At 67.6% G+C, this 14576-nt stretch carries 17 protein-coding genes and 3 pseudogenes; 11 read left to right on the forward strand and 9 right to left on the reverse strand.

Translation table 11 applies throughout. The annotated features are described in order from the left end of the window. Positions 1-21: 21 nt before the first annotated feature. Positions 22-384 (forward strand): annotated as a pseudogene (locus GNX96_RS65160) (GNAT family N-acetyltransferase); the annotation flags it as partial. A gap of 129 nt (positions 385-513) precedes the next feature. Here the strand turns inward: GNX96_RS65160 and GNX96_RS56375 are convergent. The 5 genes from GNX96_RS56375 to GNX96_RS30140 all read right to left on the reverse strand — a co-directional run bounded on the left by GNX96_RS56375 (position 514) and on the right by GNX96_RS30140 (position 3857). Beyond that, a complete protein-coding gene (locus GNX96_RS56375) occupies positions 514-942 on the reverse strand; it encodes a hypothetical protein (protein ID WP_279581871.1) in 429 nt (142 codons plus the stop codon). A 115-nt stretch (positions 943-1057) separates the two neighbouring features. Next, positions 1058-1522 carry a redox-sensitive transcriptional activator SoxR gene (gene soxR, locus GNX96_RS30125; protein WP_163571398.1) on the reverse strand — a complete coding sequence of 155 codons (465 nt, stop codon included), beginning with the start codon at positions 1520-1522 and terminating at the stop codon, positions 1058-1060. A gap of 41 nt (positions 1523-1563) precedes the next feature. After that, on the reverse strand, positions 1564-2190 hold the full coding sequence (locus GNX96_RS30130; RefSeq protein ID WP_163571353.1) for an LPXTG cell wall anchor domain-containing protein: 627 nt from the start codon (positions 2188-2190) through the stop codon (positions 1564-1566). Between the two features lie 104 nt (positions 2191-2294). Further along, a complete protein-coding gene (locus GNX96_RS30135) occupies positions 2295-3062 on the reverse strand; it encodes an SDR family NAD(P)-dependent oxidoreductase (protein WP_163571355.1) in 768 nt (255 codons plus the stop codon). 201 nt (positions 3063-3263) lie between these two features. Then, positions 3264-3857, reverse strand: a complete 594-nt coding sequence (locus GNX96_RS30140; protein WP_163571357.1) for a helix-turn-helix transcriptional regulator — start codon at positions 3855-3857, stop codon at positions 3264-3266. 38 nt (positions 3858-3895) lie between these two features. On the opposite strand from GNX96_RS30140, the gene GNX96_RS30145 reads away from it, so the two are divergent. Then, positions 3896-4060, forward strand: coding sequence for a hypothetical protein (locus tag GNX96_RS30145; protein WP_163571359.1), 165 nt, complete (start codon positions 3896-3898; stop codon positions 4058-4060). 353 nt (positions 4061-4413) lie between these two features. Here GNX96_RS30145 and GNX96_RS30150 read toward each other — a convergent pair whose 3' ends face one another. Together GNX96_RS30150 and GNX96_RS30155 are read right to left on the reverse strand one after the other, a co-directional pair. Continuing rightward, a complete protein-coding gene (locus GNX96_RS30150; protein WP_163571361.1) occupies positions 4414-5562 on the reverse strand; it encodes an ATP-binding protein in 1149 nt (382 codons plus the stop codon). A 29-nt stretch (positions 5563-5591) separates the two neighbouring features. Beyond that, a pseudogene (locus GNX96_RS30155) lies at positions 5592-5972 on the reverse strand (AAA family ATPase); the annotation flags it as partial. A 468-nt stretch (positions 5973-6440) separates the two neighbouring features. On the opposite strand from GNX96_RS30155, the gene GNX96_RS30160 reads away from it, so the two are divergent. After that, on the forward strand, positions 6441-6893 hold the full coding sequence (locus GNX96_RS30160) for a DUF3574 domain-containing protein (RefSeq protein ID WP_163571363.1): 453 nt from the start codon (positions 6441-6443) through the stop codon (positions 6891-6893). Here GNX96_RS30160 and GNX96_RS30165 read toward each other — a convergent pair. Further along, entirely contained in the window at positions 6890-7498 is a 609-nt protein-coding gene (locus GNX96_RS30165) for a TetR/AcrR family transcriptional regulator (protein WP_163571365.1), read from the reverse strand. The genes GNX96_RS30160 and GNX96_RS30165 overlap by 4 nt on opposite strands. A gap of 88 nt (positions 7499-7586) precedes the next feature. Between GNX96_RS30165 and GNX96_RS30170 the strand changes: the two genes are divergently transcribed. From GNX96_RS30170 to GNX96_RS30175, 3 genes are read left to right on the forward strand one after another with little or no spacing between them, the layout of a single operon-like run. Further along, entirely contained in the window at positions 7587-7877 is a 291-nt protein-coding gene (locus GNX96_RS30170; RefSeq protein ID WP_163571367.1) for a hypothetical protein, read from the forward strand. Beyond that, positions 7874-7999 carry a hypothetical protein gene (locus GNX96_RS56380; protein WP_279581872.1) on the forward strand — a complete coding sequence of 42 codons (126 nt, stop codon included), beginning with the start codon at positions 7874-7876 and terminating at the stop codon, positions 7997-7999. Before GNX96_RS30170 ends, GNX96_RS56380 begins: the two co-directional genes overlap by 4 nt. After that, positions 7980-8597, forward strand: a complete 618-nt coding sequence (locus GNX96_RS30175; RefSeq protein ID WP_279581873.1) for an LLM class flavin-dependent oxidoreductase — start codon at positions 7980-7982, stop codon at positions 8595-8597. The genes GNX96_RS56380 and GNX96_RS30175 overlap by 20 nt, the downstream gene beginning before the upstream one ends. Before the next feature lie 48 nt (positions 8598-8645). Here the strand turns inward: GNX96_RS30175 and GNX96_RS30180 are convergent, their stop codons facing one another. Beyond that, positions 8646-9431, reverse strand: a complete 786-nt coding sequence (locus GNX96_RS30180) for a TetR/AcrR family transcriptional regulator (protein ID WP_279581874.1) — start codon at positions 9429-9431, stop codon at positions 8646-8648. Positions 9432-9527: 96 nt separating this feature from the next. Between GNX96_RS30180 and GNX96_RS56385 the strand changes: the two genes are divergently transcribed. The 5 genes and pseudogenes from GNX96_RS56385 (at position 9528) to GNX96_RS56400 (ending at position 14233) form a co-directional block, all read left to right on the forward strand. Beyond that, a complete protein-coding gene (locus GNX96_RS56385) occupies positions 9528-10400 on the forward strand; it encodes an MMPL family transporter (protein WP_279581875.1) in 873 nt (290 codons plus the stop codon). Next, positions 10385-10585 (forward strand): annotated as a pseudogene (locus tag GNX96_RS56390) (MMPL family transporter); the annotation flags it as partial. The gene GNX96_RS56385 and the pseudogene GNX96_RS56390, both read left to right, overlap by 16 nt. A gap of 95 nt (positions 10586-10680) precedes the next feature. Further along, entirely contained in the window at positions 10681-12237 is a 1557-nt protein-coding gene (locus GNX96_RS56395; protein WP_279581876.1) for an MMPL family transporter, read from the forward strand. Further along, complete coding sequence (locus GNX96_RS30190) at positions 12237-13751, forward strand: YhgE/Pip domain-containing protein (protein ID WP_279581877.1); 1515 nt, start codon at positions 12237-12239, stop codon at positions 13749-13751. Before GNX96_RS56395 ends, GNX96_RS30190 begins: the two co-directional genes overlap by 1 nt. After that, complete coding sequence (locus GNX96_RS56400) at positions 13751-14233, forward strand: ABC-2 transporter permease (protein ID WP_279581878.1); 483 nt, start codon at positions 13751-13753, stop codon at positions 14231-14233. Before GNX96_RS30190 ends, GNX96_RS56400 begins: the two co-directional genes overlap by 1 nt. The last annotated feature ends 343 nt before the right edge of the window (positions 14234-14576 follow it).

Here is a 14576-nt window from a genome sequence, read left to right on the forward strand (position 1 = left end):
ATCCCGGCCGGGCCGGCCGAGGTGACCGCGGTCTCTGACCTGCTCGCGGGCGCTGCCGCCTGGCTGCACCGGGACAAGCACCTGGACCAGTGGCCGGACCGGTTCCCGGCGGAGCGGCTGATGGAGGCGATCGACCAGCAGTCGACCTATCTGGTGGTCGACCACGGCACGCCGGTCGCGACCGTGACGCTTGACGAGAGCCCTGACAAGGAGTTCTGGTCTCGGGACGAGTGCTTGGAGCCGGCGCTCTATGTGAGCAAGTTGGCCATCGACCGGCGCTGTCGCGGGCTCGGCGCGCAGGTCCTGGATTGGGCGCAGGAGCAGGCGTACAAGCGCGACGCCCAGTGGCTGCGGCTGGATGCCTGGAAGACCAACGACGGGCTCCGGCGGTATTACGTCGGTCAGGAGTTCACCCACGTACGCACGATGGACCTGGCCCATCGGCGGTCGGGAGCGTTGTTCCAACGGGAGGGCGGCGCCCAAGCCGACGCCGTTGTGGCTGGTGGGGGCCGATCAGCCGCGACCGGAGCTGGCCACCGCGACCTCCGCGCTGCTGGCGTCCGCGACGCCGAGGCCACTGGTGGTGGACTCGTCGAAGGTGTTCGACGACCGATAGCGGCGGGTGTAGGCCCAGGCCGCGACGGCCGCGCTGACCAGCACGAACGGCATTTCGACGGTGGCCGCGAGCAGGATCGAGTCGGACAGCCAGCTCGGGCCGGCGGTGGTCACGTCGAACCACGCGTCCAACAGAACCGCGGTGCCGGAGGCGGCGGCCACCAGCCCCAGCCGCGGGTCGCGCCGAAGAGCGAGCCAACCGGCGACCACGAAGGCGAAGATCAGGCCAATGTCCAGGCCCACCCAGGTGACCACGTGCCGGGCCGGCGGCGACTGGCTCAGCATGTCGATCGCGAGACCGGTGGTCCACACGATCAACACCACCACGGCCAGCCCGTACCCAGCGGCGATCCACCGTACGGACCAAGGCTCCGAATAACTGCCATAAGGACAGTGTCGGCGGCCTTGCTGTGACCCGACTGTGAACGGCCTCTTGACTACCTTAAGAGCGGGCTTTGCCGGTTCCGAGAAGGCGGCGAGGGCCGGGGCCCTGCTCGGCGTAGACGTCGTACGGGTTGCGGAGCATGCACGAACTCAGGGACAGGCAGCCGCAGCCGATGCAGTCGCTGAGGTCGTCCCGCAGCTTGGTGAGCTGGTCGATGCGGGTGTCCAGCTCCTCCCGCCAGCCGGCGGACAGCCGGGCCCAGTCGGCGCGGGTCGGGGTGCGCTCCTCCGGCAGCCGCCCGAGCGCCTCCCGGATGGTCTTCAACGGGATCCCCACCCGCTGCGAGACCTTGATGAAGGCCACCCGGCGCAGCGTGTCACGCGGGTAGCGGCGCTGGTTCCCGCTGGTCCGGCGGCTGCTGATCAGCCCTTTGGACTCGTAGAAGTGCAGCGCCGACACGGCCACACCGCTGCGCTCGGCCAGTTGACCAACGCTCAGCTCGCGCGCGCGCGATCTGCGGATGTTCGGTCACACCGTCCAGCGTACGTCAGCCAAGGTTGAGGTCACTGGGACTGGCCGGTCCGGCGGCGCCTTACCAGCAACAACGCCAGTACGCCGGCGGCCAGCATCACGATGCCGGTGCTCGCCACCGCGAGGCTCTGCGAGCCGGTGACCGGGAGGCTGCCATTCGCGGTCGGGCTGGCGGTGGGCGAGTCGGACGCGGACGGGGTGCCGGTGGGACTCGCGGTGGTCGTGGTTGTCGTCGAAGGAGTGGGACTGGCGGTGGTCGGGTCGGCCGCGGCGGCCGGCGGCTGCTGCACGGTGGCGCCCGGCCCGTCGCCGGTGGGGGCGGCCTTGGGCAGTCCGGCCGGTGGCGCGCCGCCCTGCTGCAGCTGCGCAGACGTACAAGCCGTCGGGGTGGCGGTGGGCGTCGCGTTTGGGGAGATGGAGGTGGATGGCGACACCGTCGGGGTTGCCGGGGTGCTGGGTGGGCTGGGAGAGACGGACGCGGACGGCGATGGGCTCAGCGCGGTCAGCGAACCGCAGTCGGGCGGCGGGGAGCCGAGCGACTGTTGGGCCGGGTCGTTCGGGCCACTGGCTGGGGCGGCGTAAGCGGCGAGGGAAAATCCGGACATAGCCACGAAAAGCCCAGCAATCGCCAGGACCAGCGCGGTGCTTGCGGGTTTCATTCAGGTCTCCCCGTCGATCGTCGGCGGCTGCCACCGGAAAGCCGTACGAAGGCAACCTTTTCCGACGGTACGTCGAGACAGGCCCGCCGTTGATAAGACTGAGCTTAGAAAATTGTGTAGCCACCATCGACAACGAGGACGGATCCGGTCATGAATGCCGATGCGTCACTGGCCAGATACACCACGCTGGGCGCGATTTCGGCTGGTGTGGCATAGCGTTGCTGGGCCGAGTCCTCGATCCACATCCGGCGGAACTCCGGCCGGTCGACCGGCGCCATCTCGGTTTTCACATAGCCTGGAGCCAAAGCGTTCACCCTGATGTGGTGCGGCGCCCACTCGGCCGCAAGCGACTTGGTCAGCTGGTGAACGGCGGCTTTCGAGGCGTTGTAGGACGCCTGAAACTGCGGCCGGTTCACGATGAGCCCGGAGATGGAACCGACGTTGACGATGACACCGCCGTCGCGATCGGCCATGTGCCGACCGAAAACCGTGCTGCAGAGCCAGAGTCCGCGCACGTTCAGGTCGAAAATCTGGTCGAACTCGTCGTCCGGCACGTCGAATGCCGCCTGGTGAAAACACAGGCCGGCGTTGTTGACCAGGATGTCCACCGCACCGAGGCCGTCGATGGCTTCGGCGAGCGTACGCTCCACATCCGCGCGTTGGGTGACGTCCGCGGTGATCGCCACCGCCTGGTGGCCGGCGTCGGTCATTTCCTTGAGTACGGCCGCATTTCGTGCGCTGTCCCGGCCGGTGATGGCCACGCTGGCGCCGGCCTCGGCCAGTGCCAGCGCGAAGGCCTTGCCGAGGCCGCGGTTCGCGCCGGTGACCAACGCGCGCTTTCCGGTCAGGTCGAAGCTCTGCAGAACAGTCATACCTGTCATCTCACGGCACTAGGCGAGCCGCCGCAAGCGGCTCCGGCGGCGTCCCGTTTGTCCGGTTTGGGTGGCCGGGTCTTCGCGGGTGGGGCGGGCGAGATTTTCGTCGAGTGCGGGACTTTGTTCCGCCCTGGGCGTCGAGTGTGGGTTAAAGTCCCGCACTCGACGCTGGGTGCGGGGTGAGCGTCGGGAAAGGAGTCACAAATTCTCGGCGGCCCAGCGGGCGAGAGCTACCCGGGAATTGATCCCGAGCCGCAGATAGACATTGCGCAGGTGGGTTTCCACCGTACGCTCGCTCAAAAACAGGCGGCCGGCTATTTGGCCGTTACTGAGGCCGTCGGCGACGAGGTGGACGACCTGGGTTTCGCGGTTGCTGAGGTCGCCGGCGCGGCGGGTGGTGGCGACCCGCAGGCCCAGGGTGCGGCCGATGCGGCGGCAGCGGTCGACCCAGGGGACGGCGCCGGCGCGCTGGAAAACTTCCAGGGAGCTGGTGACGGCGTCGGCGGATGCTGGGTCGTCGGGGGTGAGTTCGGCCCATTCCAGCCGGGCCTGGCTGGCGAACAGGGGCATGCCCATCGCGGCGAATTCCTTGGCGGCGCGGGCGAGCAGGTCGCGGGCGCGGTCTGGGGAGTGGGTGGCGCCGGCGAGCAGGCCGTCGAGGCGGTCGGCGAGGGTGTCGATATAGCGGCCGACCGGGCCGTGTTCGCGGAGTTTCGCGACCATCGCGGCGGCCGCGTCGAAGTCACCGGTGGCAAGGTGAGCGTACGTGGCGAAAACCGGGCGCTGCCACATGACGATCGCGTCTTCGTCCAGTGGTACAACGGTGAAAAATGGCCTGCGGGCGGCCAACCAGCAGGGCGACGGCCATCCGGCTGAGCTCCCAGATCGAGGTCATCGGAACATCGCCGGCGGTGCCGATCGGGGTGGGGGTCTGTCTGCTCGGCGTCCGCGATGCAGTCGGCGGCCTCGCCGCCGCGACCCTGCTCGGCCAGTAAAAAGGCGCGGCACAACAACAATCGGGCGATCGCGCGGGCCCCAGAGGACCGCCGAGCCACCTCCAGGCCGGTGTCGACGGCGGCGAGTGCGGCAGTCAGGTCGCCGGCAAGGTGGTGAACCATCGCGACGCTGTAGTACGCGGACGCCATCGCCGCCGGCAAATGGTATTCGGTGAGCGTGTCCAGCCCACTCTGGGCGTGCCGGCTGGCGGCTGGGAGGTCGCCGGCCGCGGTGGACATGGTGATCAGCATCCGGTTCGCGGTGGCGCCGACCATCGGCGACTGGCTGGCGGCCCGGTCCGCGTACGCCAGCGCCTCCTCGCTTTCGGCGCGGGCCAACCGAAAATCGCCGCTCACCCAGGCCTGCACGCTGCGGCCGATGTGTGCCGCGGCTTGTACGGTCGGCGACGGATCGAGGGGGCGGCCAGCGCGGCGGTGTGATCGGCGGCCGCGCGCATCCGTGACTCGTCGCCCGAACGCATCGAATAAACCAGCCGTAGAGCCAAAGCCTGCGCGTCTCCGGCGTCTGGCCGGGCCACTTCGGCACCGGCCCGGGAATGTTGCTCAGCCAACGACAAATTGCCTCGCTCGGTTTCCAGCAGCGCGAGCCGATAACGCAGCGAGGCGTGCTGTGCGGCCAGCCCGGCCCGCTGCGCCAGCGCGAGCGCCTCACTCCACACCGAGGCCGCGTCCGTCAGCTTCCCGTTCTCCTGCAGCGCGCGGCCCAGGCCGGTGAGCAACTCCATCCGCCGGTTGATGTCAGTGGACGGCTCGGCGCCAGCGAGCGCGGCACGGAAATATCGTACAGCCTCCTCGATCGCATGGATGCTGAGCGCACGCTCGCCCGCGGTGCCGAGCACGTCGGGCGCGCGGTTGGAGTCGATCGCGTCGCCGGCCTCCAGGTAGTGCGGCGCCAGCGCGAGCGTGTCGGCGGGCGTCAGCTTCTCGATCGCGTCGGCCAGTCGGGCATGCAGCCGGCGCCGGTCGGCGGCGGTGAGCTCGGCGTACGCGACCTCGGCGTAGAGCGGATGGGCGACCCGTACGCGTACCGACCGGCCGGTGACCTGCTCAGTCAGCAACCCGTGCCCGACCAGGTCCCGAAGAGGTCCCTCCAGCTCACCCGGCCAGACCGCGGCAAGCACTTCCGGGCTGGTTTCGGACGCGACCGCGACGACGTTCAGCAGGCCACGCGCGGGTGGATCCAGCCGGTCCAGCTGGCCGAGCACCACGTCCCGTACCACCGCCGGCGGGCCCTGCAGCCGAGTGGTGCTCTGCATGAGGGCTCGTACGAACAGCGGGATGCCTCGGGCGCGACGCGTCACACCGGCCAGCAAGTCTGCCCGTACCGGCTCGTTGACCAGCTGTTTCACCAGCTCAGCGACAGCGCTGTCGGCGAGCGGACGGAGCGCGATCTCGGTGTCCACGTCGTGCCGGCGGACGGCGGCGGCGAAGGCGCGCAGCGCTGGCGACTTCTGCTCGCCGCTGCGATAGCTGCCGAGCACCAGGATCCGGCGGTGCGCGCGCCACGGCCGAGGTAGTGCACCAGCTCGATGGTGCCGCGATCGGCCCAGTGCAGGTCGTCCACGAACAGCACCACTGGCCGCCGGTCGGCGATCCGCTCGATCAACTGCGCGACCGCCTCGAACATCCGGGTACGTTCCAGCTCCGGGTCGCCCAGCGGCGGCGCCGGCGGCAGCCGCGGATCGTCCAGCAGCCGGCCGAGGTCAGCCAGCCCGGACAGCAGCGGCACCGAGTCGTTCGCCGGCAAATCGCTGAGATAGCGCCGAATCGCCTGCACGACCGGTGCGTACGCGAGGCCGGCGTGCAGCGGATGCGCGGTGCCTTCCAGAGTGGCGAAGCCCTGATCGGCCGCGGACCGCAGCGTATGCGCGGCGAGCCGGGACTTCCCGATGCCCGGTCGCCGGTCAGCAGCACCACCCGGCCGACCCGTTCGGCGCTGGCCCGTACGGCGGTCGCGAGCAGCGCGATCTCGGCGTCGCGTCCGACTAGTACTGCAGGGCTACTCATGGGGATGAGAGTCGAGATCCAAGTGTCGTCTGGCGGTGCGGCGGGGCCGCCCTGCGTGGCAGCGCCACGTGGGCGGTTTCGCCGTGCCGCTAGACGACACTTGGGCTCGGCTATCGCCGCTTGAGTAGCCCTGCAGTACTAGTCGGACCTGCATCGGCGCCTCCCCGCGCGGTCGGTGTGGGCCGCGCACTGGGCGGCCTGTCCAACATAGCCGGCGGTGGCGGGGTATTTCCCTTTCGGGTAACCGATCGTTCCAGATGGCTAGCCTCACCAGTTTTATGGCTATTTGCGGTATTTTCTGCAACGTACGCTTCAGCTGTTTGATGTTTGTTCATCGAGAGGAAATCCGGTCATGAAGTCGAGAAATGTCCTGCTGGGAGTCGGCGCGGCGGCCGTGCTGCTCGGAGTCGGCGGGGCGGCTCCCGCGGTCGCGTCGAGTGCTTTGGACGCCGTACCGGCCGCGAACGCCCAGACCGCGACCAATTTGTATGACAGGACCGAGCTCTATTTTGGCTCCAGCAAGCCAAACGGCGGATCGGTCACGCCGGCCCAGTTCGACGGCTTCGTCGACAAGGACATCACCCCGGCATTTCCGGACGGGCTCACCCTGCTGACCGGCCGAGGGCAGTGGAAGGACGACTCCGGCAAGATCGAGAAGGAGACGTCGTACGTGATCATCATTCTCTACCCGGTGACGGACCGGGCTGCCAACGGCAAGATCGAGCACATCCGTACGGACTACAAGAAGGCATTCCAGCAGGAGTCGGTGTTGCGTACGGACAGCCTGCAGCGGGTGTCCTTCTAGGAGACAATATGTGCCCTTTCCGGCAGGCCCGGCCCGGCGTAGGGCCTCGATAGTCCGTCGATCAGGAGGCTGAGCAGCCGCTCGATCCGCTCCGGGTCGTCCGGCACCTGCGAGTTGGCCCAGCCGATCGCCGCCGCCATCAGGAAAACGTCCCGCGCCGACACGTCCGGCCGGACCGCGCCGGCCTGCTGCGCGCGAGCCAGCAGCCGCCCGCCGGCGTCCTGCATTGCGTGGCAGGTCGCATAAAGACTGGAGTCGGGGTTGGTCAGCACCGAGGTGACCGACTCCGGCAGCCCGCGGTAGGTGGCCGAGTTGGCGATGAACCTCCGCAGCCAGCTGGTCAATGCCGCCACTGGGTCGGCCGCGTCCAGCAAGGCCTCGGCGCTGGCCCGGGACCGGTCGAAACGCTCTTCGGTGAGGGCCAGCAACAGGGCGTCGCGGTTCGGAAAGTGCCGATAGAGCGTGCCGATGCCGACACCGGCCGCCCGCGCGATGTCCTCCAGGGACGCGTCCACGCCATGCGCCTGGAACGCCTCCCCGGCCTGGACCAGCAGGTGGTCGTAATTGCGGCGCGCGTCCGCACGCATCGGCCGCCTGGTGTCCATGAGTGCACTCCTGGCCAATCGGAGGTAGCCTCCGTATATTAATCGGAGGCAGCCTCATGTTAACCCTAGCGCTTTGGAAAGGCACTCTATGACTGCATCTGCGCTGGTCGAGCAGACCCGGCGCCGGTTGGGTCCGGTCGGCGGCGTGTTCGGTGCCGGCGCTGGGGCACTGGGCGGGATCCCGGTGGCCGAGGAACGCCACTTCGTCGCGGGGGTGGAGCGGCTCGGGTACGGCTCGCTGGGGGTCGGCGAGGGAGTCGGCGGGAAGGACGTGTTCGCCCGGCTCGGCGTCGCACTGGCCGAGACCGAGCGACTGGTGCTCGCGGCCGAAACCCTTGCCGAGCTGGAAAAACTGGCGCCGGCGGTGATGGGAGAATGAGCCTGGACCTCGGACGTGTCGGACTGTGGACCTTTGCCTTTGATGGACAGCCGGCCGGTCTCGTACGAGAATCGGCCGCGGAGATCGAAAAACTCGGTTTTGGTGCGTTGTGTTTTTGGTGAGGCGGCTGGCCGGGAGGCATTCACTCAGGCCGCTCTGCTGCTGGGCGCGACCCAGCGGATGGTCGTCGCGACCGGGATCGCGCGGGTTTTCTGGCGTGAGCCGGCCGCGGCCGTACATGCACAGCTGACGCTGGCCGAGGCGTACCCAGACCGGTTTTTGCTGGGGCTGGGCGGCAAAATCGCCAGCGACCAGCAAGTGATCCCGCGGCTGATCGACCGGTCTGGTACGCCCAAGCCGGTGTCGGCGATGGCCGGCTACCTCGACGCGATGGATGAGGCCGCATCCGCTGCCGAGAGACTTTTTTTTCGCTGCCGGCACGGCCTCCGAGGGTGTTGGCCGCCCTCGGACCGGACATGCTGCGGCTCGCCGCCGAGCGTGGCTGGGGCGCGCACCCGTATTTGGTGCCGGTGGAACACACCGCCGCCGCAAGAGAAATCGTCGGCCCGGACGCCTTTCTCGGGGTCGAGCTGGGTGTGTTGTGGTGGAGCCGGACCGAGCGAAGGCGCGGGACATCGCCCGTACGAACGTCGGCCCGTACTTCGCCATCGCCCGGCACCACCAGAACAACATGCGCCGGTTCGGCTTCGCCGAGGCTGATTTCGCCAACGGCGCCAGCGATCGGTTGATCGACGCTCTGGTCGCCGGTCACACCGGCCGGGATCCGTTGGAGGCGATCGAAAAACGGGTAGCAGAGCATCTGGAGGCCGGTGCTGACCACGTCTGCCTGCAGGTGTTGACCGCCGGCTCCGGCCGGATTCCGCTGCCGGAATGGCGGCAACTCGCGGCTATAGCGGGGTAATCAGGCCCATCATTTGGATGGGCAGCACCTCGGTGACGAACCGGTTGTCCAAAGGAGAGTCCATTTCCTCGAAAATGGCTCTTTCGAGCGCGGTTTCGTAGGTGGCGGTCATGACCAGCACCGCGTCCCGGGCGCTCACCGTCAACGTCATGCCGAGTCGCCGCAACGACTCGGGTCAACACCTCGGCGGTGGCCTGCCGGAACTTTTCCTGCGCGGCCTCGGTTTGGGCCCGCAACGGCGGCTGGCGCAGCGCCTGTACGCGGAACTCCGCGCACACCAGATACCAGGTTTTGTCGGACATCAGCGGCGCCATGAAACGCTCGCCGATCCGGCCGAGCGTCTCGCGGAGTGACTCCGGGTGGCGGCTGGCCGGATCGGCGATGACCTCGTCGACGGCGGCCCGCAGCCGGTCCAGCCGTACTTGCATCTGTTCCTCGTACACCGCCAGGAAAAGCGCTTCCTTGCTGGTGAAGTTGGAGTAGAAGGCGCCGCGGGTGAAGCCGGCGCGCTCGCAGATCAGCTCGACCGGCGCGTCCCCGATGCCGTGTTCGGCGAAGACTTCGTACGCGACCGAGACCAGCCGTCGTCTGGTCTCGGCTCGTCGCTTGGTCGTACGGTTCGGCTCTGGCATGCCGTCGGTCACTCCCTGTGGCGCGATGCGCGGTGTATTCGATACCCTCTGCATCAGCATACACAATGTATCGATGCAGCGTGTGGAGTGTGGACAATGTCGTCGTTCCTCTACCGGCTGGGCCGGGCCGCGGCACGGGCCCGTGGCCTGGTGCTGGTGGTGTGGGTAGTCGCGCTGGTCGCCGTCGGCGGGACGGCACTGCTGGCCAACCGCGGCACCGACGACGCTTTCGCCATCCCCGGTTCGGAGTCCCAGGACGCCCTCGACTATCTCGGGCACGTTTTTCCCGAGGTGAGCGGCACTTCCGCGCAGTTGGTGGTGCTCGTACCAGCCGGCCAGCGGGTGGACACCCCGGCGGCAGAGGCCGCGGTCGCCGATGCGGTGGCCCGCTTGAAAAAGGTCGACCAGGTCGCGACCGTCGTCGATCCTTTCGCGAAAAACGTGAAGAACGCGGTCTCTCGCGACCACCAGGCGGCCCTGGTCGCGGTGCTGCTCAAGGTCAATCTCGCGCACGTGTCCGCGACCACCAAGGCGACCGTGTCCGGGATCGCCGCCGACTTACAGAAAAGGCTTGGTCCAGGCGCCGGTGTCTATCCCGGCGGTGACGCTTTCTCCAATCATATACCGAAAGTGAGCGCCACCGAGGCGGTCGGCATCCTGGTCGCGCTGCTGGTGTTGTTGGTGGTCTTCAAATCGTTCATCGCCGCTGGCATGCCATTGCTCACCGCGATCCTTGGCGTGGGGATCTCGGTCGGACTCATCTTCGCTGCCACCGTCCTGACTCCGATCTCGTCGACCGCACCGCTTTTGGCGGTGATGCTGGGATTGGCGGTGGGTATTGACTATGCACTGTTCATCCTGTCCCGCCATCGAGATCAGCTCACCGAGGGCCTGGACGTCTGGACGTCGAGGAGTCGATCGCGCGAGCCACCGCGACCGCCGGATCCGCGGTCATTTTCGCTGGTCTGACCGTGGTTATCGCGCTGCTGGGACTCGCCGTCGCAGACATTCCCTTCCTGACCACGATGGGGATAGCGGCCGCGGTGGCGTGTGTGTGTTTCGCGGTTCTCATCGCGGTGACGCTGATTCCGGCGCTGTTGGGCTTCGCCGGCGAGCGGTTGCGGCCCAGGGCACCGAAACGTCGCAAGAAGCCACGCCGTACGCGCCCATCTTGGAGCCATCGCTGGGTTTCCCTGGTGACGCGAGCGCCGGCCGTGACGGTTGTCATCGTGGTGGCCTTACTGGCGCTGTGTACGATCCCCCCGCGCTCGGCCTGCGACTCGCGTTGCCGGACAACGGAACCGAGGAACCGGGCAGTCCCTCCCGTACGACCTATGACCTGGTCGCGAAACATTTCGGCGAGGGCTTCAACGGTCCGCTGCTGGTCACCGTCGATATCATCGCCAGCACCGACCCGATCGGAGTCACCAACAAGATCGCCGACGAGATCCGGCGGGTTCCCGGAGTGGCCGCTGTCCCGCTGGCCACGCCCAACCCGAAGGCCGACACCGCGATTATCCAGGTGGTGCCCACGACGGCCCCGGATTCGCCGCAGACCGAACAACTCGTCACCCGGCTGCGGGCGCTGGAGCCGCATTTCCTTGCCGCGTACGGAACCGCGACCGCCGTCACCGGCCTGACCGCGGTCGGCATCGACGTGTCGGCCAAGTTGGGCGGATCGCTGCTGCCCTTCGGCTTGCTGGTGGTCGGGCTTTCGCTCGTCCTGCTGGCCATGGTGTTCCGATCGATCGCGGTGCCGATCAAGGCAACCTTGGGCTATCTGTTGTCCGTTGGTGCGGCTTTTGGTGCCACCTCGTTCGTTTTCGTGCAGGGTCATCTGGCTGGGATCCTGAATGTGTCGCATGTCGGCAATGTCATCAGTTTTCTGCCCATCATCCTGATGGGCGTGCTTTTTGGCCTGGCGATGGACTATGAGGTCTTCCTGGTTTCCCGGATCCGTGAGGACTACGTCCATCACCGTGATCCACGGCACGCCATCGAGTCCGGTTTCGTTTCCGCGTCCCGGGTGGTGGTCAGCGCGGCGATCATCATGTTCGCGGTTTTCGCGGCGTTCGTACCCGAAGGCAGCGCGACCATCAAGCCGATCGCTTTCAGCCTCGCGGTCGGCGTGTTCGTGGACGCTTTTATCGTACGAATGACTTTGGTGCCGGCCGTGTTGGCGTTGCTGGGGCATCGGGCGTGGTGGCTGCCGACCTGGCTGGATCGCAAACTTCCGATCTTCGACGCGGAAGGCGACGCGATGGTGCACGAGCTGCGGCTGGCCGACTGGCCGTCGCCGCGGTCGGGTGAGGTTATTAGCGCCCGCGAACTGCGGGTTGGCGATGACCGCGACCGTACCGTTTTCGGTGGTGTGGAACTGCACGTGGCACCCGGGCAGCTGCTCGGTCTGCACGGCCCGGGGCCGTCCGGGAAGTCCGCGCTGCTGTTCACCCTGGCCGGTCGGGTGTCGAGAGTGGACGGTGATCTGAAGGTCCTCGGCCACGTCCTTCCGCAGCATGCTCACGCCGTACGCACCAAGGTCGCACTGATTTCCTGCCGGGACACCGACGCGGCCGCCGATCAGGCCCGCGCGGCGGTGGCCGCCGGCATCACTCTGGTACTGCTCGACGATCTCGATACCGTGGTGAACACCGCACAGCGGGAGATTTTCCGCGCACTGTTCGCTCAACCCAGTCAGGTTACTTTCGTCTTCACCTGCCAGAATCCGCTGCTGTTGCAGGACATCCTGCCACCGGACAAACTCACCACCGTCGCGCTCGCGGCGCAGCCAGTCGAGGTCGCCTGATGTACACGCCGTTCGCGTACGCTGTTCGCGCCATCACTCCGGGCCCACTGACCTGGCGGACCTGGGCCGGCCTGATCGCCCTGCCAGTGGTGATCGCGGGGTTGCTGACCTGGGCTTTCTGGAATCCGCTCGGCGACCACAGCGCGGCCAAAGCCGCCGTCGTCAACACCGACGTACCGGTCACCGTGAATGGTCAGATCATCCCCATCGGCCGAGAGCTGGCCGGAAAACTCACCCATAGCAAGGATTCCAGCTACAGCTGGGTGCTCACCGATGCCGCGGACGCCCGGCAGGGCCTCAGCGACGGTACGTATGCGGCGGCGGTCACCATCCCGCCGAACTTCTCCGCCCAAGCCACCTCGACCAGTAAGAAGAACCCGCTGCAGGCGACCCAGGCCACCCTGCGGATCGAAACCTCGCAGCACTCCGGACTGCTGGATCCGCTCGCCAGTCGGCAGGTCGCGCAAGCCACCATGGCGACCCTCAACACCCAGATTGTCCAGACATACCTCGACAACATCTACATAGGCTTCGGGACGATCCACAGCCAGCTGGAAGAAGCCGCCGGCGGCGCCGACGACCAGTTGGCCGCTGGCACCGCAAAACTGGCCACTGGCGCGCATGCGCTGGCCGGCGGTGCCCAGCAGTTGAGCTCGGCGGCGAACCAGCTGTCTTCCGGCGCATCCCAGCTGGCCGGTGGCACCTCGACACTGGCCACCGGGCTTTCCCAAGCGGAGCAGCAAACCGCGAACCTGCCCGCGCTCACCCAACAGCTCGCGGCCGGCGCCCGGCAGGTCGCGAACGGCAACGAACAACTCGCCGCGGCCATCGTACCGTTGGCTGACAAGGTGATTCACGCGATCGACACGCTGCCGTCCGCGCAGACCGCGGCCGCGCAATTCCAACAGCTTGCGGCCCGGTGCCGTGCCGATGGCGGTGACCCGCAGTTCTGCGGGCAACTTTCCCAGGTGGCGAACCGCTTCTCCAGTGATGCGAAGCTCATCGATGGCAGCCGTACGAGCATCCGCGCCGCCGCGGTGGCGATCAAGAACAACATTCAGGCGCTCGCCGCCGGCGCTGGCAAGGTCGCCGACGGCACGGCCCAGTTGGCCGGCCAGTCCGGGAAACTGGCTGGTGGCATCGCGAGTGCGGCCGGCGGAGCCCGGAAACTGGACATCGGCGCCCACCAGCTCGCCAGTGGTGCTGGACAACTGGCCAAGGGCGGCTCGACTTTGAGCGGTGAGCCAGTCAGCTGGCCGGCGGGGTGTCGAGTGCCAACGCTGGCGCGCAAAAACTGGCCACCGGCCTGGATGCTGGTCGCGACCAGCTGCCCACCTACACCCCGGAACAGCGGACGCATCTCAAGGCCGTCGCGGCTACCCCGATTTCCGGCCAGGCCACCGACGCACCCGACTTTGGTCGTACGGCCGCGGCCCTTTTCATCACGCTCGCGCTGTGGTGCTGCGCGCTCGCCACGTACCTCGTCACCCGCGCGGTGCCCACCAGCGTACTGATGTCTCGAGAACCCACCTGGCGGACGATTCTGCACGCCGCGGAGCCCGGCGTGGCGGTGGCCGTCATCGCGGCCGCGGTGTTGAGCGTGGTGTTCATTCCGGTCCTGGGCCTGGGGTTAGCCAGCGGAGGGTCGTTCTTTCTGGTCACTTTGCTGTCAGCGCTGACTTTCACCGCAATCAATCAAGCGATCGTGGCGATCTTCCAGCGCCCAGGCCGATTCGCCGCGATCGCCGTGCTGGTACTGACTCTGGCCACTGGCATCGTCTCCACCGTGCCCGAGGTCTTCTCGGCGGTGGAGGCGATCCTGCCCACCCACGGGGCCAACGAGGCATTGCGGGCCATCGCCACCGGCACCGGCGGCACCGCGGCCGGCATCACCGAGTTGCTCGGGTGGCTGTTCCTCGGCGTGGTCGCCACGGTCGTCGTCACCGATCGTCGGCGTACGCTCCCGGCCGCCCACCTGCGGCTGAGCGCGTCCTAGGACGCGCTTCTAAAGCCCAGGCGGCGAGGGCCGAGCCCAAACGCCGCCTGCGAGCACCGGACGATCACACCCATACAACAAAGGTATGAGCGCGACCGCCCGGCACTCGCAGGACGACGCTTGGATCTCGACCCTCATCCACCCGGACTTCAGAAACACGTCCTAGCAGTCTGACTCGCCATCGCGATCTTCATCGGCGAGACTCGAAAGGGAGACCGCGAGGGAGGCAAGGGTGAAGGCGTTGCGAGGTCCTGGATTTGACGGTCAGGTAGCCGCGAAGGCGTTGAGTTGGCGTGATAACGCTGTCGACCGGCTGCTCGGGCTGCCGGCGGCGACCACCCAA

This window comes from Fodinicola feengrottensis (assembly GCF_010993775.1).
GTDB lineage: Bacteria > Actinomycetota > Actinomycetes > Mycobacteriales > HKI-0501 > Fodinicola > Fodinicola feengrottensis.